Consider the following 24,591-nt stretch of genomic DNA (forward strand, 5'->3'; position numbering starts at 1 on the left):
TTCACACGATCGTGGAGGTAAGGGCAGTGGGACTGCGCACACTTGAAGGTCGGGTGCTGGCCATCGCGCCCTGGATCCTGGGCGCGTCCCTGCTCGGGCACCTGGCGATGGTGGCGTTCCAGACGAAGATGACCATGGTGGACCTGATGGTCTACCGGAACGCCTCACCCGAGCTGTTCACCGGCCTGCTCTACGAGTGGCGGCTGAAGGAGTTCTCCGACCAGTTCGCCCTGCCGTTCACCTACCCACCTTTCTCGGCACTGGTCTTCGTGCCGCTGTCGTGGGTGCCGTGGGGCGTCGCCCGCTGGGTCTGGCAGCTGGCCTGCCTGGCCTGCCTCTGGTTCGTCACCCGCAAGTCCCTCCAGCTCGTCGGCAGCAACGACCCGCGCCGCGCGATGCTGTGGACGGGCCTGTTCGTCTGGGTCGAGCCGGTGCGCACCACGCTCAACTACGGCCAGATCAACCTGGTCCTGGCGGCCCTGCTGCTCGGCACGATGGTCAGCGCCCGGAGCTGGAAGCAGGGCGCGGGCGTCGGGATCGCGGCCGGGTTGAAGCTCACGCCCGCCATCTCCGGCCTCTACTTCCTGCTCCACCGCCGGTACAAGGCGGCGGTGTGGTCGATCGCCGCGTTCTTCGGCACGGTCGCGGTGGCCTACGCGGTCTCGCCCCGCCTGTCGAACGAGTACTGGTTCCACCTGCTCGGTGACGCCTCCCGCGTCGGCCCGGTCGCCTCGGCGATCAACCAGTCGCTGCGCGGCGCGCTGTCCCGCACGGTCGGGTACGACATCGGCACGGGGCCGCTGTTCATCGGCGCCGTGGTGGTCGCCGCCGTGCTGGCCGGGTTCGCGCTGCACGCGTCGCTGAAGGCCAAGGACACGTTGGCGATGATCGTGGCGGTGCAGTTCCTCGGCCTGCTCGTCTCGCCGATCTCGTGGAGCCACCACTGGGTGTGGGCGGTGCCCGCGCTGATGTGGCTGGTCTACGCGGCCGAGCACCGGTTGGCGACCATCACGGCCACCGCGTGGATCGTGGCCATCGGCAGCTACCTGATCTCGTTCCTGCTCAAGGTGCAGCCGTCGATCTGGGTCATCCCGCGCCCGTGGCACCAGTCGGTGCTGGGCTGGGTCTACCCGGCGGTGGGCGTGCTCACGCTAGTCACGATCACGGTGGTGCTGCGGCAGCGCACGCGCGAGCGGTCACCGGCCGCGGAAGACGTCGAGCACCCCGTCGATCTCCTCCGCGAGTGACACGTCCAGCGCCGTGATCCCGCCGCTGGAGTGCGTGCGGCAGCGGAACGTGAGCGTGCGCCAGCGGATGTCGATGTCGGGGTGGTGGTTGTCGTTCTCGGCGATCTCCGCGACCCGGTTCACCACCTGCAGCGCCTGGGCGAAGCTCTCCAGCTCCACCGTGCGCACCAGCGCGGCGTCCTGGGCCTGCCACGAGGGCAGCGAGGTCAGCGCGGCGGTCACCTGGTCGTCGGTCAGCAGCTCGGCCATGGCCCCGATCGTCCCACCGCGCGGGGTAAGCTGCGCGTTCGCCACGGGAGTCCGGTGCTGCGCCGGGCTGAGAGGAAGGCGCGCGAGCCTTCGACCGTCCACACCTGATCCGGGTCATGCCGGTGTAGGGAGAGATGATGTTCCGACGAGTGCTGCCCGCCGTGACCGCGTTCGCGCTGCTCACGGCCTGTTCGGTGACCACGTCCGACGCGCCGCCGGCGGGGGAGCGGGTCGTCACGCTGGTGACGCACGACTCGTTCGCGCTCACCCCGGCGCTGCTGGAGCGGTTCAAGGCCGACACCGGCATCACGATCAAGCCGCTGGCGAGCGGTGACGCCGGTGAGATGACGAACAAGCTGGTCCTGACCAAGGACGCCCCGATCGGGGACGTCGCGTTCGGCGTGGACTCCACGTTCGCCTCCCGTGCCCTGAAGGAGGGGGTGTTCGCCGAGTACGCGAGCGCCGAGGCGACCAAGGGCGCGCAGCGCTACCAGCTCGACCCGCCGAACCGGCTGCACGCCGTGGACGTCGGCGACGTGTGCCTGAACATCGACATCGCGGCGTTCGAGGACATCGGCGAGCCCAAGCAGTACGCCGACCTGGCCGACCCGAAGTACAAGGACATGCTGGTGGTCGAGGACCCGGCGACGTCCTCGCCTGGCCTGGCGTTCCTGCTCGGCACGATCGCGCAGTTCGGCGAGCAGAACTGGACGGACTACTGGGGTCAGCTCAAGGCCAACGGCGTGAAGGTCGTCAGCGGCTGGGAGGAGGCCTACACCCAGGACTTCTCCGGTTCCAGCGGCAAGGGGCCGCGCCCGATCGTGGTGTCCTACGCCTCCTCGCCCTCGGCGGAGATCGGTGACGACGGCACGCCGCGCACCAAGGCGCTGCTGGACACGTGCTACCGGCAGGTCGAGTACGCGGGCGTGCTGAACGGCGCGAAGAACACCGAGGACGCGAAGAAGGTCGTGGACTTCCTGCTGGGCGAGCAGGTGCAGGCCGACGTGCCGGGCCAGATGTACGTCTACCCGTCACGCGAGGGTGTCGCGCTGCCCGAGGCGTGGACGAAGGCCGCGCCGCTGCCCGCCACCGCGCGGTCGCTGCCCGCCGCCGAGGTCGACGCGAACCGCGAGCGCTGGGTGCAGCAGTGGCGCACGTTGGTGCAGGGCTGAGTCCCCGCCTGGCCTGGTCGCTCGCCGCCCTGCTGCCCCTGGCGTTCCTGGGGGTGTTCTTCGCGTGGCCGGTGCTGGCGATCGTCGGCCTCGGCCTGGGCGAGGGCGGCGTGCTGCCGGTCCTGGCCCGCGCCGACACGTGGGACCTGGTCGCGTTCACCCTCGGCCAGGCCGCCGCGGCGACGGCGTTGGCGCTGGTCACGGGCCTGCCGGTGGCGTTCCTGCTGGCCCGCTGCCGGGTGCGGGGCACGGGTCTGGTGCGGGCGGCGGTGATGGTGCCGTTCGTGCTGCCGACCGTGGTGGTGGGGTTGGCGTTCCGGGCGTTGTGGCCGGACGGCGGTGTGCTGCCGATCGTGCTGGCCAACGCGTTCTTCAACGTCGCCGTGGTCGCCCGCACGGTCGGCGGCCTGTGGGCCCGGGTCGACCGGCGGGCGGAGGACGCGGCACGGGCACTGGGCGCGTCCCGCGTCCGCGCGTTCACCTCCGTGGTGCTGCCGTCGTTGGCGCCGGCGATCGGGTCGGCGGCGTCGGTGGTGTTCCTGTTCTGCGCCACCAGCTTCGGCGTGGTGCTGGTCCTCGGCGGTGCGCGCCACCGCACGTTGGAGACCGAGATCTACCTGCGCACGGTGGAGCTGTTCGACCTGTCGGGCGCGGCCGCGCTGTCGTTGCTGCAGTTCGTCGCCGTGATCGCGGTGCTGGTCGTCGGCGGTCTGGCGCGTCGCCGCCGGGAGAAGGCACTGCCGCTGCGGATCGAGCCACCGCGTCGGCCCACCGGCGGCGAGTGGGGCGTGGTCGTGGCGGCGTGGCTGGTGGTGGCGGCGCTGCTCGCGCCCGTCGTCGGCCTGATCGCCAGGTCCCTGGCCACCGACGACGGCTGGAGCCTCGCCGGGTACGCGGCGCTGACGGGCACGGGGGAGCGCGGCACGCTGGCCGTGTCCGGGTTGGACGCGGCGCTGAACTCCGTGCGGGTGGCCACCGACGCCACCGCGGTCGCGCTGCTGGTCGGCGTGACGTCCGCGGTGGTCCTGGTGGGCCTGCGGCGGCACGGGTCGTGGTTCGCGGAGACCCTGGACACGGCGCTGATGCTGCCGCTGGGGGTGTCCGCGGTGACGCTCGGCTTCGGCTACCTGGTCACGATGGACGCCCTGCCGGGCGATTTCCGCACCTCGCCGCTGCTGGTGCCGCTGGCGCAGGCGCTGGTGGTGACGCCGCTGATCGTGCGGATCGTGCTGCCGGTGCTGCGCGCGGTGGACGAACGGCTGCGGCAGGCGGCGGCGACGTTGGGCGCGAGCCCCTGGCGGGTGTGGCGCGAGGTCGACTTCCCGTTGGCGGCGCGGTCGCTGGTGGCGGCGGCCGGGTTCGGGTTCGTGGTGGCGCTGGGCGAGTTCGGCGCGACGAGCTTCCTGGCCAGGCCGGACGCGCCGACGCTGCCGGTGGTGATCGCGCGGCTGATGTCGCGGCCGGGCGAGGTGAACAGCCAGATGGCTTATGCGGCGTGCGCGTTGCTGATGGTGGTGACCACGGTGGCCGTGCTGCTGATCGAGCGGTTGCGCGTGCCGAGCGGCGGGGAGTTCTGATGTCGTTGCACCTCGACGGGCTGACCGTGGCCTACGGTCCGGTCACCGCGGTGTCCGGAGTGGACTTGACGATCGCGGACGGCGAGGTGGTGGCGCTGCTGGGTCCGTCCGGGTGCGGCAAGTCGACGCTGCTGCGCGCCGTGGCCGGCCTGGAACCGGCCACCGCGGGCACGGTGTCGTGGGACGGCGCGGACCTGGCCGGGACACCCGTGCACCGCCGCGGTTTCGGCCTGGTGTTCCAGGACGGCCAGCTGTTCCCGCACCGGGACGTGGCGGGCAACGTGGCGTTCGGCCTGCGGATGGGCCGGGTGGAGCGCGAGGCGCGGGCGAAGCGCGTCACCGAGCTGCTGGACCTGGTCGGCCTGGCCGGCTACCACTCCCGCCGGGTGACCGAGCTGTCCGGCGGCGAGCAGCAGCGGGTCGCGCTGGCCCGTGCCCTCGCGCCCCGCCCGAAGCTGCTCCTGCTGGACGAACCGCTGTCCGCGCTGGACCGGGCGTTGCGCGAGCAGCTGGCGCTGGACCTGGCCCGGTTGCTGCGCGAGGCGGGCGCGACCGCGCTGGTGGTGACGCACGACCACGACGAGGCGTTCACGCTGGCCGACCGGGTGGCGGTGATGCGCGCGGGCCGGATCGTGCAGGTCGGCGTGCCGACCGAAGTGTGGCGCAAACCGACCGATGTGGACACCGCCCGGTTCCTGGGCTGCGGCAAGGTCCTGGCCCCCGACGCCGCCGAACGCCTGGTGGGCGTGCGCGCACGGGTCGGCCTGCGTGCGACGGCGCTGCGCACCGACCCCACCGGCCCGATCGAGGCGGAGGTGCTGGAACGCGTCCACCGCCGCGACCACGTGCGGCTGCTCGTGCGGCTGGCCGGCGAGGACTTCGAGGCCGTGGCCCCGGTCGCCGAACCACCGTCACCCGGCGACCGGGTCACCCTGGCCGTGGACCACGACGGCGTCGCGGTCATCGGCTGAGCTGCAGCACGAGCTCGTACTCCACGTCCCCGTGCTCGGCGCCCTCGATGTAGTCGGGCCACTCCTCGTGGAACGTCCGCACGTACCGCAGCCCGACCTTCTCCAGCACCCGCCGCGACCCGGCGTTCACCGTCATCGCGTACGCCACGACCCGGGTCAACCCGACCGCGCGCCCGTGCTCCACCAGCGCCGCCGCGCCCTCCGTCGCGTACCCGCGGCCCCAGTGGTCCGGGTGCAACCGGTACCCCAGCTCGGCCACACCCGGCTCCACCGCGCTCAGCTCGAACCACCCGACGAAGTCCCCCGACTCCTTCAGGTGCGCGGCCCACCAGCCGCCACCGAGCAGCTTGGGCAGCACGACCCGCTCCACGTCGGCCCGCGACACCGGCTTGCCGTCCTCGATGTACCGCATCACCCGGGCCTCGCCCAGCAGCCGCGCCACATCGTCCACATCGGACTCTTCGAACCCGCGCAACACCAGTCGGTCGGTCTCCACCGGCTAATTGTCCTTGGTCGCCAACCGCATCGCCGCCAACGACATCCCGATCACGATGTAGCACGCGGCCAGCGCCGTGCTGCGCCACAGCCCCTCGGTCGGCAACGGGTCGCGCATCACGTCGACCAGGCCCTCCCAAGCGGACGTGATGAGGTACGGGTGCAGCCAGTCCAACGCGCTGAACACGCCCAGCACCGCGAACACGATCACGCCGGCCATCGTCGCCGCCATCACCACCAGCGGGTGCTCGGTGCACGCCGAGATCGCCAGCGCGACCGCCGCCACACCCCACACCTGCACGGTGACCAGCAGGATCGTCAGCACGATCCGCCCCAGCGCCGCCCCGAACGACAGCGTGGACCCCGACAGCGTCAGCATCCCCTCGCCGCCGAACAGCACCACACCCGTGATCGCGCCCACGAACGCGATCAGCGTCACCGCGAACAACGTCATCGTGGCCACGCCGAACGCCTTGATCCCCAGCAGCCGGATCCGGCCCACCGGCGAGATCATCAACCCGCGCAGCGTGCCGTGCTGCGCCTCACCGGCCAGCCCGTCCGCCGCCCAGATCGCACCCACCAGCGGCAGCAGCAGCGGCAGCGCCAGGAACAGCGTGAACACCGGCAGCACCAGGCCGTTGCCCGAGATGATCGCGGCCAACCCGGGACCGGCGGGCCCCTCACCGTCCACCGCGAACCACAGCCCGATGCCGGCCAGGATCGGCACCAGGCACAGCGACGCCAGCCCGATCACCGTCCGCGGCCGGCGCAGGATCCAGCGCAGCTCCGAGCGCAGTTGCCTGCCCAGCGGAGCGCGCGTGGCGACCAGCGCGCTCATCGCGCACCCTCCTCGATCGTGTCCACCGCGGACAGGTTGTGCTCGGACTCCTCGGCCTCGGTGAGCCGGGCGAACAGGTCCTCCAGGCCGGTGCGGTGGCGACGCGCCTCGTGCACCGCGACCCCCGCCCGCACCAACGTCTCCAGCACCGCGGGCGCCGTCGTGCCGATGAGCTCGACCCGCACACCCTCCTCGATCGGCCGCGCCGAGATCCGACCGGCGCGCAACGCGTTCAGCGCGTCGTCCACGTCCGGCGTGACGACCAGCAGCGAACTGCTGTCCGCGTGCAGCAACTCGGCCAGTTCCCCTTGCGCCACCACGGTTCCCCGGTGCAGCACGGCCACGTGCGTGCAGATCGCCTCGATCTCGCTGAGCAGGTGCGACGACACGACGACCGTGCTGCCCGCCTCGTGCAGGTCCGCGATCACCTTGCGCACCTCGCGCGTGCCCGCCGGGTCGAGGCCGTTGGTCGGCTCGTCCAGCACGATCAGCTTCCGCTTCACCAGCAGCGCCGCGGCCAACCCCAGCCGCTGCTTCATGCCCAGCGAGTAACCCCGGTAGCGCCGGTGCGCGGCGGCGGCGAGGCCGACCCGCTCCAAGGCGTCCTCGACCGCCTGCCTGATGTCACCCGTGGCCAGCAGCGGCTCGAACGCCGCCGCCCGACGCAGGTTCTCCCGACCCGACAGGAACGGGTGGAACCCCGGACCCTCGACCAGCGCGCCCACGTGCGGCAGCGCTTCCGCGACACCGTCCGGCAACGCCTTGCCCAGCAGTTCGACCTCCCCCTCGGTCGGTCGCACGAGCCCGAGCAGCATGCGGATCGTGGTGGTCTTGCCCGACCCGTTCGGCCCGAGCATCCCGAGCACCGCCCCCCGCGGCACGTCGAGGTCCACCCGGTCCACCGCGACCGTGCGCCCGTACACCTTGCGCAGTCCCCGCGTCCGGGCCGCGAGGACCGGGGTGGAGCCGGTGGTCGTCACCGGCTCCACCCGCGCGCTGGTCGACGAGGTCACTTGACCTGACCGATCGCGTCCACCAGCACCTGCTCCGGCACCGCGCCCGCGGCCACCCGGCCGTCGTCGGCGATCAGCACGCCACCGACCCGCGTGGTGATGAGCGTGCCCGAACCCCAGGCGCCGCTGACCTGCTTGCCCAGCTGCTTGATCAGGCCCTGCACGTCGACGTCCTCGCCCTGGCCGTGCTCCTGCCAACGGCCCTCGCGCTGACCCTGCTGCTGCAGGTCGGCCAGCCCCGTCAACGCGTCCTGAGGCACCCGCGCGGCCAGCACGACGTCCCAGCCCTCGCCGATGACCTGCGGGTTCGCCTCGGTGAACGCCTGCTCGGCGGCCGCCTTGTCCTCCGCGGACGGCTTCTCGACCTCAGGCTCGGTCACCTTCGCCCCCGCGGGCGGGGTGAACGCGAACAGCGACGCGTCCTGCGGGCCGACGTTCAGCTCGGAGAACCCGACCTGCGCGGCCGGCGCGTCCGTGCCGTTGGTCAGCACGGCCACCCGCAGCGGCACCCGCAGCTCCGCGTCGACCGCGACGCGCACCTCGCGCAGCACCGTCTTCTCGGTCGGCTTCGGCGTCAGCACCAGCTCGTACACCGGCCGGTTCGCCACCCGCGCGGTGCCGTCGACGGTGACGTCGCTGTACTCCTGGATCGCCGCCACCACCTGCCGCGACAACGTCACCGGGTCGGTCGGCGCGGCCTTCGGCTCACCGCTGAGGTCCGGCTCGCCGTGCTCGAACGAACCGTGCGGCATCTTGGTCACGGTCTGCTCGGCCGAGTCCCACATCCACGCGGTCTGCCCGTCGTCGACGAACGTGCGCTCGGAGTCGCCGCTGGGCAGCTGCACCCGCAGCTTGCCCGCGCCATCGGTCCAGATCCGCAGGTTGCTGGCGCCGTCGGACAGCTGCGGCACGCCACCGATCGCCGGGATGCCCAGGTCGTTGTCCACGTCCACGGTGCCGCCGAACGCGGCCGGCTTCGCGTTGAGCACCGACTCCACCAGTGCCTCGGCGCTCACGTCCGGCAGCACCGGTGCGGGTCCCGCGCCGGCGGGCATCGCGAGCAGACCCAGCCCGGTCGCACCGGCGACCACGCCTACCGCCGCCGCCACGACGGTCACCCTTCTCCGGTTCATGTGTCCCCTCCTCCTGCCGGGCAGCCCCTTGCGACCCGACACCACAGACCTTCCTCCGCCCGCGCTGAGATGGGGCTGAGAGCCGCCCGGAGCCTGAGAGCGGACTGAGATCCCGCGCCGATTGTCCTCCTCACGGGGCATGCTGTGGGCGTGAGACCACGGGTGCTGGTTGTGGACGACGAGATCGGCGTGCGACGGGCGTTGGAACGCGGCCTGTCCGCGGAGGGCATGGAGGTGGTGACGGCCGCGGACGGCCCCAACGCCCTGCGGGTGGCGCTGACCGGCGCGTTCGACGTGGTGCTGCTGGACATCATGCTGCCCGGCCTGTCCGGCTACCGGGTGCTGCAGCGGATGCGCGCCGAGGGCGTGCGGACGCCCGTGCTGATGGTGTCGGCCAAGGACGGCGAGGTGGACCAGGCTGACGGCCTCGACCTCGGCGCTGACGGCTACCTGGTGAAGCCGTTCTCGTTCGTGGTGCTCGTGGCGCAGGTCCGGGCGTTGCTGCGGCGCAACTCCGCCGACCTGGCGCGGCGCAGGCTCAAGCTCGGCGAGCTCGTGGTGGACCGGGCCCTGCGCGAGGTGAGCTGGGCAGGTGAGCCGGTGTCGCTGTCACCGCGCGAGTACGCCGTGCTGGACGTGCTGGCCAGCCGTGCCGGATCCGTGGTGACGAAGGACGAACTGCTGCGCACGGTGTGGGGCGACGAGCAGGCCGCCACCCGCAACGCGGTCGAGGTGTACGTCGGCTACCTGCGGCGCAAGCTCGACGCGATGGGTGCGGGCGAGGTCGTGCGCACCGTGCGCGGCCACGGTTACCTGGCGTCCACGCCCGACCTCGACGCGGCGCTGGGCGCGGCGGGCACGACGGCGGGGACCAGGCGCAGGTGAACCTGCGCCGGTGGTGGCCGCGCCGGTGGTGGCTGCGGCGGAGGCTGCGGTTCCGGATCACCGTCGTGGCGACCGGCGTGGCCCTGCTGTGCCTGCTCGCGTTCACCCTCCTCGCCCCGCAGCTGATCGGGTTGGTGCAGGTAAGCGCGGTGGACTCGGAGCTGGCCAAGGCGGGCAACGCGCGCGTGCTCGACACCGCCGGCAACCCGCTCGACGGCGGGCCGCGGCCCGCCCTGACCGCGGCCGAGATCCGGGCGCTCAAGTCCGGCGAACCCGTGCTGCGGATCGACGGGCCCAGCGCGCACCGGTGGATCGGCCGGGTCGTGTTCGCCGGGGACGGCACGCCCGAGCTGCACGTCGCCGGTGACACCCTGGTCGGCTACCGCGAGGCCAACCGGCTGGGCACGCGGTGGCTCGCCGTGGCCGCGGTGCTGGTCGCGGGCTTGGTGGGGATCGCGACGTGGCTGGCCGTGCGGTCGTCGTTGCGGCCCGTGGAGCGGATGCGGGTGGCCGCGGCGGAACTGCCGCGCGGGCAACGCCTGCCCGTGCCGGCCGCGCGGGACGAGCTGCAGGCGCTGGCGGAGGCGTTGAACGCCCTGCTCGCCCGGCGTGACGAAGCCACCGAACGGCTGCGCAGGTTCACCGGTGACGCGGCGCACGAGCTGCGGTCGCCCGTGACGTCCGTGCGGGCGCAGGCCGAGGTCGCGGTGGCGCACCCCGACCCGGACTTCTCCATCGAGGTGCTGGAATCGGTGGTGGAGGAGTCCGAACGGCTGTCCGCGCTGGTCGACGCGCTGCTGATCCTGGCGCGGGCGGACACCGGGGAGCTGCCCCGCGCCGAACCCGTCGACCTGGTGCTGCAGGCGCAGGCGGCGGTGGACCGGCTGGGTGAGACGGACCTGCTGGTGCAGCTGGCCGCGCCGATGAGCGCGTGCCTGATCTCCGCCGCGGGCACCGAGGTCGAGCTGGTGCTGGACAACCTGCTGCGCAACGCCGCCCGTTACGCCCGCACGTTCATCCGGATCTCCGTGCTGCCGGCCGCGCGCGAGGTGCGGTTGCTGGTGGACGACGACGGGCACGGCATCCCCGAGGAACACCGGGACAAGGTGTTCGACCGCTTCTACCGGGTCGAATCCGACCGGGGACGGGCCACCGGCGGGTTCGGGCTGGGACTCGCCCTCGTGGCCCACCTGGTCCGTCGTCGCCGGGGGACGATCCGGGCGGGGGAGTCGCCCGAGGGCGGCGCCCGGCTGGAGGTGCGCTGGCCGCTCTACCGGTGACCTTGCTGACAAGATGTGCGACCGTGCCCGCGTTGAGAAACACCACCCTCGTCGACGCCCCGCTGCGGACCGTCGCCGCCGCGCTGCTGGACGCCCGACTGCTGGCCCGGGCCGTGCGCGGGCTCGGCGTGCGGATCACGGGCGGTGCGCCGGTGCTGTTCGAGGGCGCTTCGCTGGCCGGGTCCGTGGGGCCGGTGAACGGGACGCTGGTCGTGACGCGGGCCGACACCACCGGGGTGTCGGCGGAGCTGGTCGGCGGGCCGTTGCCGCGGTTCTCGCTGGTCACGGACCTGCTGCACACCGGTGGCGGCACGATGGTGGTCGATTCCGTCGAGTGGTCCAGCCCCGGCGGCCCGTTCGGACGCCTGGCCGACGTGCTCGTGGGCCGCGGCCTGGCCCTGAAGGTGCTCGAAGCGCGCGCCGCCGCCGTGTCCGCCCGCAGCGTCGACCTGCTCAGCGCACGCGTAGTGGTAGGTGCCGCGATCATCCACAACGGCCTGCTCCTGGCCCAGCAGCGCAGCTACCCGCCCGAAGCCGCCGGCAAGTGGGAACTCCCGGGCGGCCGCGTCGAACCGGACGAGACCGACCACGCCGCCGTGATCCGCGAGTGCGCCGAGGAGCTGGGCGTCACCGTCACCCCCGGCGCCCAGATCGGCCCGGACATCCCCCTGCGCCCCGACCTCCTCCTCCGCGCCTACACCGCCACCCTGGTCTCCGGCACCCCGACCCCCACCGACCACCAAGCCGTCCGCTGGCTGACCTCCACCGACCTGACCACCGTCGACTGGCTCCCAGCCGACCGCGTCCTCCTACCCACCCTCCGCCCCCTCCTTCCCTAACCCCCGCGAGTCGAACACTCAGGTCCCGCGTGTCCTACGTTCGCGTCCACCGTGTCCTACGTTCAGAACACCCGAGTTGAACACTCAGAACAGTGGATCTTGTCCTGAATGTTCAACTCGGGGTACGCGAACGTAGGACACGCGCGTTCTGAACGTGGGACACGCGGGACCTGGAGGTTCGACTCGCGGGGGTCAGCCCAGGCCGGACATGCGGAGGGCGGCGTCGAGGCGGTGGGTGCAGCGTTCACGGGAGCGTTCGGCGCCGTGGGCACGGGCCCGGTCCAGTTCGGCCGGGTCGTCCAGCAGGCCCTGCGTCACCTCGCGCACGGGCCGCAGCTCCTCGATCACCGCGTCCGCCGCGGCCTCCTTCAACTCCGCGTAGTCCTGCACCGAACCCGCCAGCCCCTCCGGGTCCTTCCCCGTGCACGCCGCCAGGATCTCCAGCAGGTTCGCCACCCCCGGCTGCTCCTCCGGCGCGTAACGCACCACGCCCAGGTCGTCGGTCACCGCACGCCGGATCTTGCGCCGCACCAGGTCAGGCGGGTCGAGCACGAACACCGTGCCCGCCGCGTCCTTCGCCGACTTGGCCATCTTCCGCGACGGATCCGCCAGGTCCCGCACCCGTGCCGCGGTCGGCGCCACGACCGACCGCGGCATCACGAACACCTCGCCGTACGTGCCGTTGAAGCGACGCGCCAGCACCCGCGCCAGCTCCACGTGCTGCCGCTGGTCGTCACCCACCGGCACCTCGTGCGCACCTTGCAGCAGGATGTCGGCCGCCATCAGCACCGGGTACGTGAGCAGGCTCAACCGGACCGACGACCGGCCCGCCGACTTCTCCTTGAACTGGATCATCCGCGCCGCCTCGCCGTACGTGCAGGTGCACTCCAGCACCCACGTCAACGCACCCAGCTCGCGGACCAGGTCGGACTGCACGGCCACCGACCGCGGGTCCACGCCGGCGGCGATGAGCACCGCCAACTGCTCCCGGGTCAACGACCGCAATCGTGACGGGTTGTGGGACGTCGTCATCGCGTGCAGGTCGCTGATGAAGTAGACGTCCTCTTCGGTGCCCTCGGCGGCCCACCGCCTGATCGCGCCGAGGTAGTTGCCCAGCTGGACGGGGCCGGACGGGGTGATCGCGGACAGCCTGATCATGGTGATCCCTTCGGGTGTGCCCGCTCGACGGGCCCCCGAAAGCACGAAGGCCGCCCCAGCGGGCGGCCTGCGTTCGTCTGGACGCGCAGTTCTCAGGGCCGCCGGAAGGCGGACCACCAGAACGTGTGAAGAGTGCGCATACCCGTGATCCTAGCGTGTTGCCCGGCTGCGTCACGAGTCTACATTTCTCCCATGTACGTCGTGCTGCTGGAGTACACCGCACCGCTGGACGAGGTCGACTACGCCCTCCCGGACCACGTGGAGTGGCTGAAGAAGCAGTACGAGGCCGGGCACTTCCTGGCCTCGGGCCGTCAGGTGCCCCGCGTGGGCGGCGTGATCATCGCCCGGCCGATGGTGCGCGGGAAGCTGGACGCGCTGCTGGCCACCGACCCGTTCGCCATCCGCAAGCTGGCGAAGTACCAGGTGGTGGAGTTCCAGGCCACCCGGACGGCACCCGAGCTGGCCAGGGTGAACGAAGCGGCGATGGGCTAGCCCGCGGGCACGGACCGCGTCCCACCCGGCGTCGGCCGGGCGGTGGCCCTCACGCGGCCGCCTTCTTCTTGCCCTTCTTCCCGGCCTTCGCCGCCTTGCGCTCCTGCTTGGCCGCCTTCTTCGCGGCCTTCTCCCGAGCCTTGAGCAGCACGACCACCGGACAGCTCTTGCACCTCGGCGTCGACCGGCAGCACTTCTTCTTCACCTTGACCTTGCCCACGCGACGTGCTCCACTCATCCGGGTGTCCTCAGAGTAGGTGAGGCTGACCTCACCTGCCGTACCTGTGTGGTAATGGCGGCCCGACCGGTAAGCTGTACTCAGGCTGCGCGCGATCCAACGTCCGGCGCCTGGCTTCCCTCGCACAAACAGCTCTAGGAGTTCCGCGTGCCCACGGCCACCGCGTCGATCAAGGAAACGCTGGTCCGCAACGACCTGCGCAACGTCGCGATCGTCGCGCACGTTGACCACGGCAAGACGACCCTCGTCGACGCCATGCTCCGCCAGTCCGGCGCCTTCTCCGAGCGAGCCGAGCTCGTCGACCGGGTCATGGACTCGGGCGAGCTGGAGCGCGAGAAGGGCATCACGATCCTCGCCAAGAACACCGCCGTGCGCCGCCACACGCCCGACGGTCCCGTCACCATCAACGTGGTCGACACCCCCGGCCACGCCGACTTCGGCGGTGAGGTCGAGCGCGGCCTGTCCATGGTCGACGGCGTCGTGCTGCTGGTGGACGCCTCCGAGGGCCCGCTGCCGCAGACCCGGTTCGTGCTGCGCAAGACGCTGGCCGCCGGCCTGCCGGTGATCCTCGTGGTGAACAAGGTCGACCGCCCCGACGCCCGGATCTCCGAGGTCGTCGAGGAAGCGCACGACCTGCTGCTCGACCTGGCCAGCGAGGTCGGCGCCGACGACTCGGTGCTCGACCTGCCCGTCGTCTACGCCTCCGCGCGTGCCGGCCGGGCCTCGCTCAACCAGCCCGAGGACGGCGGCCTGCCCGACGAGGAGAACCTCGACGTGCTGTTCGAGGTCCTGTTCAAGCACATCCCGGCCCCGATGGGTGACGCGGACGCGCCGCTGCGCGCGCTGGTGACGAACCTCGACGCGTCGTCGTTCCTGGGCCGCATCGCGCTGTGCCGCATCGAGGCCGGTCGCATCCGCAAGGGTGAGACCGTGGCGTGGTGCCGCGAGGACGGCTCCATCCAGAAGGTCCGCATCACCGAGCTGCTGATCACCGAGGCGCTCGACCGCGTGCCCGCCGAGCAGGCGCGGGCGGGTGACCTGGTCGCCATCGCCGGCATCCCGGACATCACCATCGGCGACACGCTCGCCGACGTCGACAACCCCGAGCCGCTGCCGCGGATCACCGTCGACGAGCCCGCGATCTCGATGACGATCGGCGTGAACACCTCGCCGCTGGCCGGTCGCGGCGGCGGCACCAAGCTGACCGCGCGGGTGCTCAAGGCCCGGTTGGACTCGGAGCTGGTCGGCAACGTGTCGGTGCGCGTGCTGCCCACCGAGCGCCCCGACACCTGGGAGGTGCAGGGCCGCGGTGAGCTGGCGCTGGCCATCCTGGTCGAGCAGATGAAGCGGGAAGGCTTCGAGCTGACCGTCGGCAAGCCGCAGGTCGTCACCAAGACCATCGACGGCAAGCTGCACGAGCCGTTCGAGCGGTTGACGATCGACGCGCCGGAGGAGCACCTGGGTGCCATCACCCAGCTGCTGGCCAACCGCAAGGGTCGGATGGAGAACATGTCCGGCCACGGTTCGGGGCGGATCAAGCTGGAGTACGTCGTGCCGTCGCGCGGCCTCATCGGCTTCCGCACCGAGTTCCTGACCGAGACGCGCGGCACCGGTATCGCGAACGCGGTGTCCGAGGGCTACGGCCCGTGGGCCGGCGAGATCCGGACCAGGCACAACGGCTCGCTCGTCGCCGACCGGTCCGGCCAGATCACCGCGTACGCGATGATCCAGCTGGCCGACCGGGGCACGTTCTTCGTGGAGCCCGGTGCCGAGGCGTACGAGGGCATGGTCGTCGGCGAGAACCCGCGTGCCGAGGACCTCGACGTCAACGTGTGCCGTGAGAAGAAGCTGACGAACATGCGCACGTCGACCGCCGACGTGATGGAGACCCTGGCCCGGCCGCGGAAGCTGTCGTTGGAGGAGGCGCTGGAGTTCTGCGCCGCCGACGAGTGCGTCGAGGTCGCGCCGGAGGTCGTGCGGGTGCGCAAGGTGATCCTGGACGCCAACCAGCGCGGCCGCGAGCGCAGCCGCAACAAGTTGCGCGGCTGACCGCTTCTCCTTATATATAGGGTCTGCCAACGGGCACCCCAGGGCTCCGGCCCTGGGGTGCCCGTCGCTTTGGCCACCGTCCCCGTGTCCGCCAAACACGATCGGGTGAACATAGGCCAAAAATGTACGGAAACACTGTTACCACCCCTCGGTTGGAACATGAGGAAACCGACCGACCGCCCCGACCCCCGACCCGAACCCCTCCCGACCACCCACCACCTGGCCACCCCCCACTCCCGCCACCCCCTCGCCGCCCATCCGACGCCCCGACCACCACCACCCCTCCCGGACCACAACGGTCCCGCCTCCCCGAAACCACCCCCGCCGCAAACCGCCACCCGCCGACCACCCGTGCCGCGTGCACACCGCTGGCCCCGCGCACACCGCCCGCCCGGCACGCTGCCCGGCCCGCGCACGCTGCCCGGCCCGCGCACGCCGCCGGCCGCGAACCGCCGCCCGCGCCGTCGACCGCCCGCGCCCCGGCCGCCCCGTGGACACCGCTGGCCCCGTGCGCGCTGCCCGCCCCGCGCACACGGCTCGGCCCGCGCCCACGGATAGCGACCGGCTGGGGACCGGCGGCCGGCGGTGGGTGGTTGCGTGCGGTGGCGAGGGCGTGGGTGGCCAGGGGCGAGGTGGCGAGGGATGGGGTGGCGAGGGGAGGGGTGGTGAAGGGGCCCGGTGGACAGAGGGCCGGAGTGGGTGGGGTGTCGTTGGGGTGGGAGTCGTGGGGTTGGGCGTCAACTGTCAGCGTCGTCTGGCACGCTCGTACCCATGGGGACGCGAAGGGTTCTTGCGGTGTTGGCTGCGCTTGCGCTGGCCGGTTGCACGGCTACGCCACCGCCGCCCCTGGTGCCTTCGACGCCGGGGATGACGGTCGTCCCGAAGGAGAAGCAGAACGAGGTCGTCGTCGGGGTGGATGACGTCAAGGGCGGCTACAACCCGCACACGCTGGCCAGCCAGAGCACGGTCACGACGGCGCTCGCGGCGCTGTTGCTGCCCTCGACCTTCCGGACCGACGCGGACGGCAGTCCGCGGCTCGACCTGGACCTCCTGGTGAGTGCCGAGGTGAGCAGCGCGGACCCGTACACGGTTACCTACACGTTGCGGCGTGATGCCAGCTGGTCGGACTCGGCGCCGGTCGCGGCGGAGGACTTCGTGTACCTCTGGCAGCGGATGCGGGAGGAGCCCGGGGTGGTCGACCCGGCCGGGTACCGGCTGATCGACGACATCACCAGCCGCGAGGGCGGCAAGGTGGTCGAGGTGGTGTTCACCAAGCCCTACCCCGGCTGGCGCAGCCTGTTCCGCAACCTCCTGCCCGCCCACCTGCTCAAAGACGCCCCCGGCGGGTGGGGCGCGGCGCTCGCGGACAGCTTCCCGGCCACCGCCGGGCCGTTCGCGGTCCGCACGCTCGACCAGCCGCGCGGCGAGATCATCCTCGAGCGCAGCGACCGCTTCTGGGAGGCACCGCCGGCACTCGACCGGCTGGTCCTGCGCCGCGCGAGCCAGCACGACACGATCGAGGCGCTGAACACCGGCGACGACCAGGTCGCCCTCCTCCGCGCGGACGCCATCGCGACCAAGGACATCGCCGAACTGGCCAAGACCACGCCGCTCACCAGCGTCGTCGTCCCCCGCGCGGAAGTCGTCCAACTGCTGCTGCGCCCCGCCTCGCCGCGCATGCAGGACGTCCGCGTCCGCACCGCCGTGCTGAACCTGCTCGACCGCGACGACCTGATCGACGCCGGCTCCCGCAGCGGCCCCAGCGAGAACCTCCGCGCGGACGCCCAGGTGATCCCCCCGAGCAAGCCCGGCTACACCCCGACCATGCCCCCCAAGGCCGGTGACCCCGCGCAACTGCTCACCCAAGCGGGTTACACCCGTCCGGAGAACGGACAGTGGGGACGGGAGGGGAAGCCGCTGGAGTTGACCATCGCCGCACCGGCCGGGATGGAGCCGTACGTGACCGTCGCGAACCGCGTTCAGCGTCAACTGTCATTGTCCGGAATCGCCGCACGCGTCCTGACAACGCAGCCCAATCAGTTGTTCGGCCAAGATCTGTCGGATACCGCCGCTTCCAATGAGCCCGTGGACATTGCCGTCGTGCCGCAGGTCGACACCGGCGATTCCGCGGCCGTTCTGGCATCCACATTCGGCTGCCGCCCGTCGCCGGACGACGGCGGTACACCCATTCCGGCGAATCTGTCCGGTTTCTGCGACCAAGCGGTCCAACCGGTGATCGAACAGGCCCTCAGCGGCCAGGTGCTGCTCGCCGACGCGCTGGAGACCATCGAGCCGGTGCTCTGGCAGCAGGCCGTCTCGCTGCCGTTGTTCCAGGTAGCGGACCTGTTGGTGGTCCTACCGGAGGCCCGCAACGTCACCGCCGGTGCTCCGTTCGCCGGTCCGCTGAGCACCGCGCGCACCTGGCGCCGTGAAGATCGTTGACCGTTGACTCGGACGAAACACTGGCTTCAAGATGCGTTCGAGGCGCAGTATTGACAGTATTCCCGTCGTCCGGTTAACGAACGCTCCCGCCCGGTAACGACAGAGTTGCGTGCTGCGACCAACGTGTCACCCTTTGGTCACGATCGGCCGATGGGCAGTGACCGTGCCGCGCACGGGTTCTTATCGTGCTGCAACGGTGTGTCGGTTCGGGGCGCGTTTGGCACATCACGGTTATGGGTGGAAGTCGGCCCAAACGGTCGCTCCAACCCAGTGCTAGGAGGGCACGTGTCGATGAGGAGATCAAAGGCTGTCTCGGCGCTTGCGCTGTTGACCGGAGCCGCGCTCGTGCTGAGCGCGTGTGGCGGCGGCGGCTCGGGCAGCGGCGACCAAGGCGGGCCGCAGGACCTCGACCCCGGTTCGATCGGTGGTCAGGACGAGCTGCTGAAGCGTCCGAAGGTAGAGGACATCGGCGAGATCGCGGTCGCCGTGGAAGAGGGCTTCCACAACTACAACAACAACATCGGCGCGACGAACAACTTCTCCAGCACCATCGCGCTGTCCAACGTGCAGCCCTCGCCCTACGTCACCGAGCTGGTCGACGGCAAGGTCGTCATCAAGATCGACGGTGACCTGATGGAGTCCATCAAGGTCACGTCGAGCGACCCGCAGACGATCGAGTGGAAGGTGCAGAAGGCCGCCGTCTGGTCCGATGGCGAGGCCATCGACTGCGACGACTTCCACCTGAAGTGGCTGGCGGCCACGAGCAAGGCCACCACGAAGAGCGAGAGCGGCGAAGAGGCCTCGATCTTCGACTCGTCGCCCACGGGCTACGAGAACATCGAGAAGCTCGAGTGCTCGGACGGCGACAAGACCATCACCACGACGTTCTTCAAGGACAAGGCGTTCGCGGACTACCGCGGCCTGTTCTCGCAGCCGGGTAGCGACAGCCTGCTGCCGGCGCACGTCCTGGAGCAGAAGACCGGCGTCTCGGACATCACCAAGGTGGCGCCGTCGCAGAACGACGAGACGGTCAAGAAGGTCGCCGAGTTCTACACCACGGGCTGGCTGGGCTTCGACGCGGCGGTCGCCCTCTCCGGTGGCCCGTACACCATCACCTCCTCGGACCTCAAGGACCAGACGGTCCTCGAGCGCAACCCGAAGTGGTGGGGCAACCCCGGTGGCCCGTCCAAGGTCATCCTGAAGACGAACACGGACGCCCAGTCCGCGGCCCAGCAGCTGCAGAACAAGGAAGTCCAGGTCATCGCGCCGCAGGCCGACCCCGCGGTCGCCCAGCAGCTGCGCGGCGACAGCGCGTTCGAGGTCTACGCGGCCGGTGGCCAGACCTACGAGCACGTCGACTTCAACATGGCGCGCCCGCTGTTCAAGGAGAACAAGGACCTGCGCCTGGCGATCGCCCAGTGCTTCGACCGCGAGTCCCTGGTCGAGAAGCTGATCGCGGACGTCGACCCGAACGCCAAGCCGCTGGGCAGCCTGACGTTCCAGCCCAACGAGGTCGGCTACGAGGACCACTACGGCGATGTCGGCAAGGGTGACGTCGCCGCGGCCAAGAAGACCCTCGAGGACGGCGGCTGGAAGCAGGGCGCCGACGGCATCTACACCAAGGGCGAGTTCCGCGCGTCGTTCAAGCTGGGCCACAAGATCGTCCAGCGTCGTTCGGACACGGTCCGGATCCTGCAGGACAAGTGCAAGCAGGCCGGTATCGAGATCGTCGCCGACCAGGCGGCGGACTTCAACGACAAGCGCCTCCCGGCCAGCGAGTTCGACGCCGCGCTGTTCGCGTGGGTCGGCCAGCCGCTGAAGGCCGGTGCGTACGGCAACTACGCGCAGAAGGCCAAGGGTGGTTCCGGCAACTACAACAACTACGACTCCGCCGCTCTGACGGAGAAGTGGGCAGCCGCGAACGGCGAGCTGGACTACCAGAAGCGCATCACCATGATGAACGAAGCCGACAAGATCATGCGGGACGACCTGCACAGCATCCCGCTGTTCCAGCTGACCGACTTCGCGGCGTCGAGCGCGGACATCGGCCCGATTTCGTACATCGGTGTCGGCGGCGGTGTGACCTGGAACGTCTACGCCTGGCAGAAGAAGTAACAACGCCGGGCTCGTGAGTCCAGACAGATAGAGCACGACCCAACCGCCGGGGGGCCGGTGCCACAAGCACCGGCCCCCCGGACGGTGTCCGCGTCCGGTAGGCTCCCACGCTTGCACGCGGGGGTGCCTAGGGAGACTAGAGACTCGTCATGTTCCGTTACATAATCCGGCGGTTGTTGATCTCGATTCCGCTGTTGATCGTCGCTTCATTCCTCTGCTTCGGTCTCGTCAACGCCATGGGCGATCCCCTTGGCGAGTGGAAGCTCCAGAAGCCCCGGACACCGGCGGAGATCGCCGCCGCTTACGAGCGGACGGGCTACAACAAGCCGTTCATGGAGCGCTACGTCGACTGGGCGGGCGACTTCGTGACCGGCGACTGGGGTGAGTCCGTCAACCCCGGCAACGCGGGCAAGCCCGTCAAGGACGACCTGGTCAAGGCGTTCGGCGTGACGCTGCGGCTGATCCTCGGCGCGGAGCTCATCGCGCTGCTGCTCGGTATCGCCGTCGGCGTCATCGGCGCGGTCAGACAGTACTCGATATTCGACTACACAGCGACCGGTATATCGTTCGCGATGTTCTCGATGCCGTTGTTCTGCGTGGCACTGGTGCTCAAGGCCGGTGGTATCGAGCTGAACAACTGGCTGGAATCGATCGGCGCCGACCGGTGGATCATCACGGCGGGTCCGCCGGGTGACGGCTTCGGCGGCAGCTTCGGTGAGCAGGTCTTCCAGTACTCCGGCGCGTACATCCTGCCGACCATTTCCCTGGTGGTCATCCAGTTCGCGCTCTACAGCCGTTTCCAGCGCGCCTCGATGCTGGAGACGCTCAACGCCGACTACGTGCGCACGGCGCAGGCGAAGGGCATTTCGGAGGCGCGGTCGATCTTCCGGCACGCGTTCCGCAACGCGCTCATCCCGATCATCACGGTCTCCTCGCTGAACATCGGCGCCGGTTTCGGTGGCGCGGTGATCACCGAAACGGTCTTCAGCTGGTCCGGCATGGGGAAGTTCATCGTCGACGCGATCACGGACATCGAGCCCTACCAGGTGCTCGGCTTCATGATGCTGACGGCCGTGTTCATCATCGTGTTCAACCTGATCGCGGACATCCTGTACGCGTTCCTGGACCCGAGGATTCGCCTTGACTGAGATCGGTTCCCCCGTGGCGCAGGCTCCCGCGCCCCAGAAGGGCGAGGCGAGCACGTTCGACACGACCACGGCCCGCAAGCAGTGGCAGGTCATCCTGCGCCGGTTCACCCGGCACAAGGCCGCTCTGGTCGGCCTGGTCCTGTTCGTGGTCCTGGTGCTGTTCGCGTTCTTCGGCAGCCTGTTCTGGGAGTACTCCTACACGGACCTCGGCTTCAAGCGGTACCTGCCGCCCAGCGCCGACCACCCGTTCGGCACGGACCGGCTGGGCGGCGACATGGTCGCCCTGATCATCCGCGGCACGCAGTTCTCGCTCCAGATCGCGATCGTGGTGGCGGTGCTGTCCACCGTCATCGGCGTGGTCCTGGGCGCGATCGCCGGGTACATGAGGGGCTGGGTCGACACGCTGATCAGCCGCTTCATCGACCTGCTGCTGGTGATCCCCAGCCTGATCATCGCGGCCGTGCTGGTGCGCAACAGCTTCGTGGTGTCGGTGGCGGGCGGCAGCGGCGGCAGCAACTGGCTGATCGTGGCGCTCTACCTGGGCCTGATCGGCTGGCTGTCGATCGCCCGGGTCATCCGCGGCATGGTGCTGTCGCTGCGCGAGAAGGAGTTCGTGGAGGCGGCCCGCGCGCTGGGCGCGTCCACGTTCCGCATCGTGTTCCGGCACATCCTGCCCAACACCGTCGACGTGATCATCGTGAACGCGACGCTGGCGATCGCGCAGGCCGTGCTGCTGGAGGCGGCGCTGTCGTTCATCGGCCTGGGCGTGCAGAGCCCGGACACGTCGCTCGGCCTGATGATCAGCCTGAACAAGAACGAGTTGACGCTGCACCCGTGGCTGTTCCTCACCCCGTTCGTGTTCATCGTGCTGATCTCGCTCGCGGTGAACTTCATCGGCGACGGTCTCCGGGACGCCTTCGACCCGCGGCAGAAGAGGGTGAAGGCATGAGTGAGGTGGACGTGATGGGTGCGCCTGGGTCGTCGGCGTGGGAGAACACGACGAGCAGCGGCGAGAAGCTGCTGCGGGTCGAGAACCTGTCGGTCGACTTCCCGACCGACGACGGCACCGTGCACGCCGTGCGGGACGTGTCGTTCACCCTCGGTCCCGGTGAGGTGCTGGGCATCGTCGGCGAGTCCGGTTCGGGCAAGTCGGTGTCGTCGATGGCGATCATGGGCCTGCTGCCCAAGACCGCGAAGGTCGGCGGCTCGATCAAGTTCAAGGACCGCGAACTCGTCGGCCTGAGCTACAAGCAGATGCAGCCGGTGCGCGGCAACGGCATCTCGATGATCTTCCAGGACCCGATGACGTCGCTGAACCCGGTGTACACGGTGGGCTGGCAGCTCGCCGAGGCGCACCAGGCGCACCACGACGTGTCGAAGAAGGCGGCGTGGGCCAAGGCCGTCGAGGCCCTGGAGCTCGTCGGCATCCCGCAGCCGGACCGCCGCGCGGCGCAGTACCCGCACGAGTTCTCCGGCGGCATGCGGCAGCGCGCGATGATCGCGATGGCGATCATCAACGACCCGGACGTGATCATCGCGGACGAGCCGACCACGGCGCTGGACGTGACGGTGCAGGCGCAGATCCTGGACACGCTGCTGCGCATCCGGGACGAGACGAGCGCGGGCATCATGGTCATCACGCACGACCTGGGCGTGGTGGCGGGCATGGTGGACCGCGTGCAGGTCATGTACGGCGGCACGGTCGTCGAGCAGGGCACCGTGGACGAGGTGTTCGAGGCGCAGCGCATGCCGTACACGGTCGGCCTGCTCGGCTCGATCCCGAACCCGAACATGCTGGGCAAGCGGCTCACCCCGATCAAGGGCGCGCCGCCCTCGCTGATGAACCTGCCGCAGGGCTGCTCGTTCTCGCCCCGCTGCCCGTTGGTGATCGACGAGTGCCGCGTGACCGAGCCGCTGCTGCTGGAGACCGACCGGGCGGGCCACTTCGCGCGGTGCCACCGCTCCGCGCACCTGGCCACCATCGAGAACCCGCAGCGGCTGTTCGCCCACGAGGAGATCGGCGTGGTCGAGAACCCGGCTTCGCTGACCATGGCGAACCCGGACATCCCGGTGAGCGAGGACCTCGACGTGGTCGAAGCCCGGTTGCACGAAGAGGAGAAGCCGACGTCATGACCTCGACTGACGTGAACCCCCAGGCCGGGGGCCTCGACTCGGGCGGACGTCCGGGCGAGACCCCGCTGCTGGAGGTCAAGGACCTGGTCAAGTCGTTCCCGGTGCGCGGCGGCGGCATCATCCCGCGCACGGTCGGGCAGGTCCAGGCGGTGTCCGGGGTCAGCTTCGACCTGTACCCGGGCGAGACGCTGGGCCTGGTCGGCGAGTCCGGTTGCGGCAAGTCGACCACCGGTCGGGCCATCCTGCAGCTGCACAAGCCGACGTCCGGCTCGGTGAAGTTCGAGGGCCGCGAGCTCACCACCCTGCGCGGCAAGGGCCTGCGCGGCGTGCGCCGGGACATGCAGATCGTGTTCCAGGACCCGTACGCGTCGTTGAACCCGCGCTGGCAGATCAACGAGCTGATCTCCGAGCCGTTCAAGATCCACGGCATGCCCGAGGGCACCGGCAAGGACGTGCAGCACCGGGTCAACGAGCTCATGGAGCTGGTCGGCCTGAACCCGGAGCACCGCAACCGGTACGCGCACGAGTTCTCCGGCGGCCAGCGCCAGCGCATCGGCATCGCCCGCGCGCTCGCGCTCAACCCGAAGCTCGTGGTGCTGGACGAGCCGGTGTCCGCGCTGGACGTGTCGGTGCAGGCGGGCGTGGTGAACCTGCTGGAGGAGCTGCAGGAACGCCTGGGCCTGGCGTACCTGTTCGTGGCGCACGACCTGTCGGTCGTCCGGCACATCTCCGACCGGGTCGCGGTGATGTACCTCGGCAAGATCATCGAGATCGGTGACCGCGAGGACATCTACGCCCGGCCGATGCACCCGTACACGCAGGCGCTGCTGTCCGCGGTGCCGGTGCCGAACCCGAAGATCGAACGGCAGCGGCAGCGGATCGTGCTCACCGGTGACGTGCCGTCGCCGGTGAACCCGCCCTCGGGCTGCCGCTTCCGCACCCGGTGCTGGAAGGCGCAGGACATCTGCGCGGTCGAGGAGCCGAAGCTGGAGCGCCGCAGCGACGGCGACGGCACGCTCTCGGCGTGCCACTTCGCTGAGGTCATGCCCGCCCTGGTGGGTTGAGTTCAACGGCCGCCGCTGCGGACCTGACCCTTGTGGCAGTTCCCGCAGCGGCG

Annotated in this window: 22 protein-coding genes; 15 read left to right on the forward strand and 7 right to left on the reverse strand. The window is 70.6% G+C overall.

The genetic code is table 11. The annotated features are described in order from the left end of the window. Nucleotides 1-26: 26 nt before the first annotated feature. Complete coding sequence (locus B0I31_RS22775) at nucleotides 27-1,247, forward strand: mannosyltransferase (protein WP_106617377.1); 1,221 nt, start codon at nucleotides 27-29, stop codon at nucleotides 1,245-1,247. On the opposite strand, the gene B0I31_RS22780 is transcribed toward B0I31_RS22775, so the two are convergent. Then, complete coding sequence (locus B0I31_RS22780; protein WP_106617378.1) at nucleotides 1,197-1,496, reverse strand: 4a-hydroxytetrahydrobiopterin dehydratase; 300 nt, start codon at nucleotides 1,494-1,496, stop codon at nucleotides 1,197-1,199. The two genes, B0I31_RS22775 and B0I31_RS22780, sit on opposite strands and share 51 nt — an antisense overlap. A 137-nt stretch (nucleotides 1,497-1,633) precedes the next feature. Here B0I31_RS22780 and B0I31_RS22785 point away from each other — a divergent pair, with 137 nt between their 5' ends. Genes B0I31_RS22785 through B0I31_RS22795 form a run of 3 tightly spaced genes read left to right on the forward strand, consistent with a single transcriptional unit; the run spans nucleotide 1,634 to nucleotide 5,216 of the window. Beyond that, nucleotides 1,634-2,668: a thiamine ABC transporter substrate-binding protein gene (locus B0I31_RS22785; protein ID WP_106617379.1), complete on the forward strand. Its 1,035-nt coding sequence runs from the start codon at nucleotides 1,634-1,636 to the stop codon at nucleotides 2,666-2,668. After that, a complete protein-coding gene (locus tag B0I31_RS22790; RefSeq protein ID WP_425444386.1) occupies nucleotides 2,644-4,245 on the forward strand; it encodes an ABC transporter permease in 1,602 nt (533 codons plus the stop codon). The genes B0I31_RS22785 and B0I31_RS22790 overlap by 25 nt, the downstream gene beginning before the upstream one ends. Continuing rightward, entirely contained in the window at nucleotides 4,245-5,216 is a 972-nt protein-coding gene (locus B0I31_RS22795) for an ABC transporter ATP-binding protein (RefSeq protein WP_106617380.1), read from the forward strand. The genes B0I31_RS22790 and B0I31_RS22795 overlap by 1 nt, the downstream gene beginning before the upstream one ends. Here the strand turns inward: B0I31_RS22795 and B0I31_RS22800 are convergent. Genes B0I31_RS22800 through B0I31_RS22815 form a run of 4 tightly spaced genes read right to left on the reverse strand, consistent with a single transcriptional unit; the run spans nucleotide 5,206 to nucleotide 8,695 of the window. Then, entirely contained in the window at nucleotides 5,206-5,712 is a 507-nt protein-coding gene (locus B0I31_RS22800) for a GNAT family N-acetyltransferase (RefSeq protein ID WP_106617381.1), read from the reverse strand. The genes B0I31_RS22795 and B0I31_RS22800 overlap by 11 nt on opposite strands. 3 nt (nucleotides 5,713-5,715) lie before the next feature. After that, nucleotides 5,716-6,549, reverse strand: coding sequence for an ABC transporter permease (locus B0I31_RS22805; protein ID WP_106617382.1), 834 nt, complete (start codon nucleotides 6,547-6,549; stop codon nucleotides 5,716-5,718). Beyond that, nucleotides 6,546-7,562 carry an ABC transporter ATP-binding protein gene (locus tag B0I31_RS22810; RefSeq protein ID WP_106617383.1) on the reverse strand — a complete coding sequence of 339 codons (1,017 nt, stop codon included), beginning with the start codon at nucleotides 7,560-7,562 and terminating at the stop codon, nucleotides 6,546-6,548. The genes B0I31_RS22805 and B0I31_RS22810 overlap by 4 nt, the downstream gene beginning before the upstream one ends. Continuing rightward, the gene (locus tag B0I31_RS22815; RefSeq protein ID WP_106617384.1) at nucleotides 7,559-8,695 is read right to left on the reverse strand and encodes a LolA family protein; all 1,137 of its coding nucleotides are present in this window, start codon (nucleotides 8,693-8,695) and stop codon (nucleotides 7,559-7,561) included. Before B0I31_RS22815 ends, B0I31_RS22810 begins: the two co-directional genes overlap by 4 nt. 150 nt (nucleotides 8,696-8,845) lie before the next feature. Between B0I31_RS22815 and B0I31_RS22820 the strand changes: the two genes are divergently transcribed. Genes B0I31_RS22820 through B0I31_RS42950 form a run of 3 tightly spaced genes read left to right on the forward strand, consistent with a single transcriptional unit; the run spans nucleotide 8,846 to nucleotide 11,699 of the window. Next, nucleotides 8,846-9,580, forward strand: a complete 735-nt coding sequence (locus B0I31_RS22820; RefSeq protein ID WP_106617559.1) for a response regulator transcription factor — start codon at nucleotides 8,846-8,848, stop codon at nucleotides 9,578-9,580. After that, nucleotides 9,577-10,860, forward strand: a complete 1,284-nt coding sequence (locus B0I31_RS22825) for a sensor histidine kinase (RefSeq protein ID WP_106617385.1) — start codon at nucleotides 9,577-9,579, stop codon at nucleotides 10,858-10,860. Before B0I31_RS22820 ends, B0I31_RS22825 begins: the two co-directional genes overlap by 4 nt. A 23-nt stretch (nucleotides 10,861-10,883) precedes the next feature. Next, entirely contained in the window at nucleotides 10,884-11,699 is an 816-nt protein-coding gene (locus B0I31_RS42950; RefSeq protein ID WP_106617386.1) for an NUDIX domain-containing protein, read from the forward strand. A gap of 192 nt (nucleotides 11,700-11,891) precedes the next feature. Here the strand turns inward: B0I31_RS42950 and trpS are convergent, their stop codons facing one another. Then, nucleotides 11,892-12,857, reverse strand: coding sequence for a tryptophan--tRNA ligase (gene trpS / locus B0I31_RS22835; RefSeq protein ID WP_106617387.1), 966 nt, complete (start codon nucleotides 12,855-12,857; stop codon nucleotides 11,892-11,894). A gap of 192 nt (nucleotides 12,858-13,049) precedes the next feature. Between trpS and B0I31_RS22840 the strand changes: the two genes are divergently transcribed. Next, a complete protein-coding gene (locus B0I31_RS22840) occupies nucleotides 13,050-13,349 on the forward strand; it encodes a YciI family protein (RefSeq protein ID WP_106617388.1) in 300 nt (99 codons plus the stop codon). A 49-nt stretch (nucleotides 13,350-13,398) separates the two neighbouring features. Here B0I31_RS22840 and B0I31_RS22845 read toward each other — a convergent pair whose 3' ends face one another. Then, a complete protein-coding gene (locus tag B0I31_RS22845; RefSeq protein ID WP_106617389.1) occupies nucleotides 13,399-13,587 on the reverse strand; it encodes a hypothetical protein in 189 nt (62 codons plus the stop codon). A gap of 147 nt (nucleotides 13,588-13,734) precedes the next feature. Between B0I31_RS22845 and typA the strand changes: the two genes are divergently transcribed. The 7 genes from typA to B0I31_RS22880 all read left to right on the forward strand — a co-directional run bounded on the left by typA (nucleotide 13,735) and on the right by B0I31_RS22880 (nucleotide 24,538). Further along, entirely contained in the window at nucleotides 13,735-15,636 is a 1,902-nt protein-coding gene (typA, locus tag B0I31_RS22850) for a translational GTPase TypA (RefSeq protein WP_106617390.1), read from the forward strand. A gap of 771 nt (nucleotides 15,637-16,407) precedes the next feature. Beyond that, nucleotides 16,408-18,078, forward strand: a complete 1,671-nt coding sequence (locus B0I31_RS22855; RefSeq protein ID WP_106617391.1) for an ABC transporter family substrate-binding protein — start codon at nucleotides 16,408-16,410, stop codon at nucleotides 18,076-18,078. Nucleotides 18,079-18,369: 291 nt separating this feature from the next. Next, nucleotides 18,370-20,193 carry an ABC transporter family substrate-binding protein gene (locus tag B0I31_RS22860; protein ID WP_106617560.1) on the forward strand — a complete coding sequence of 608 codons (1,824 nt, stop codon included), beginning with the start codon at nucleotides 18,370-18,372 and terminating at the stop codon, nucleotides 20,191-20,193. A gap of 149 nt (nucleotides 20,194-20,342) precedes the next feature. Further along, nucleotides 20,343-21,341 (forward strand): ABC transporter permease, encoded by a 999-nt coding sequence (locus B0I31_RS22865; RefSeq protein ID WP_106617392.1) that lies wholly within the window; start codon nucleotides 20,343-20,345, stop codon nucleotides 21,339-21,341. After that, nucleotides 21,334-22,290 carry an ABC transporter permease gene (locus B0I31_RS22870; RefSeq protein WP_106617393.1) on the forward strand — a complete coding sequence of 319 codons (957 nt, stop codon included), beginning with the start codon at nucleotides 21,334-21,336 and terminating at the stop codon, nucleotides 22,288-22,290. The genes B0I31_RS22865 and B0I31_RS22870 overlap by 8 nt, the downstream gene beginning before the upstream one ends. Next, a complete protein-coding gene (locus B0I31_RS22875; protein WP_106617394.1) occupies nucleotides 22,287-23,474 on the forward strand; it encodes an ABC transporter ATP-binding protein in 1,188 nt (395 codons plus the stop codon). Before B0I31_RS22870 ends, B0I31_RS22875 begins: the two co-directional genes overlap by 4 nt. Beyond that, nucleotides 23,471-24,538 (forward strand): ABC transporter ATP-binding protein, encoded by a 1,068-nt coding sequence (locus B0I31_RS22880; protein WP_245950253.1) that lies wholly within the window; start codon nucleotides 23,471-23,473, stop codon nucleotides 24,536-24,538. Before B0I31_RS22875 ends, B0I31_RS22880 begins: the two co-directional genes overlap by 4 nt. Nucleotides 24,539-24,591: the final 53 nt, after the last annotated feature.

The organism is Saccharothrix carnea, assembly GCF_003014735.1.
Taxonomy (GTDB): Bacteria; Actinomycetota; Actinomycetes; order Mycobacteriales; family Pseudonocardiaceae; genus Actinosynnema; species Actinosynnema carneum.

Bases quoted from the DNA above. Each gene is read 5' to 3' on its own strand.
- B0I31_RS22780 (WP_106617378.1), bottom strand. From the start codon at position 1,496: ATGGCCGAGCTGCTGACCGACGACCAGGTGACCGCCGCGCTGACCTCG.
- B0I31_RS22785 (WP_106617379.1), top strand. From the start codon at position 1,634: ATGTTCCGACGAGTGCTGCCCGCCGTGACCGCGTTCGCGCTGCTCACG.
- B0I31_RS22795 (WP_106617380.1), top strand. From the start codon at position 4,245: ATGTCGTTGCACCTCGACGGGCTGACCGTGGCCTACGGTCCGGTCACC.
- B0I31_RS22805 (WP_106617382.1), bottom strand. From the start codon at position 6,549: ATGAGCGCGCTGGTCGCCACGCGCGCTCCGCTGGGCAGGCAACTGCGC.
- B0I31_RS22815 (WP_106617384.1), bottom strand. From the start codon at position 8,695: ATGAACCGGAGAAGGGTGACCGTCGTGGCGGCGGCGGTAGGCGTGGTC.
- trpS (WP_106617387.1), bottom strand. From the start codon at position 12,857: ATGATCAGGCTGTCCGCGATCACCCCGTCCGGCCCCGTCCAGCTGGGC.
- B0I31_RS22840 (WP_106617388.1), top strand. From the start codon at position 13,050: ATGTACGTCGTGCTGCTGGAGTACACCGCACCGCTGGACGAGGTCGAC.
- B0I31_RS22845 (WP_106617389.1), bottom strand. From the start codon at position 13,587: ATGAGTGGAGCACGTCGCGTGGGCAAGGTCAAGGTGAAGAAGAAGTGC.
- B0I31_RS22855 (WP_106617391.1), top strand. From the start codon at position 16,408: ATGGGGACGCGAAGGGTTCTTGCGGTGTTGGCTGCGCTTGCGCTGGCC.
- B0I31_RS22860 (WP_106617560.1), top strand. From the start codon at position 18,370: ATGAGGAGATCAAAGGCTGTCTCGGCGCTTGCGCTGTTGACCGGAGCC.
- B0I31_RS22865 (WP_106617392.1), top strand. From the start codon at position 20,343: ATGTTCCGTTACATAATCCGGCGGTTGTTGATCTCGATTCCGCTGTTG.
- B0I31_RS22875 (WP_106617394.1), top strand. From the start codon at position 22,287: ATGAGTGAGGTGGACGTGATGGGTGCGCCTGGGTCGTCGGCGTGGGAG.
- B0I31_RS22880 (WP_245950253.1), top strand. From the start codon at position 23,471: ATGACCTCGACTGACGTGAACCCCCAGGCCGGGGGCCTCGACTCGGGC.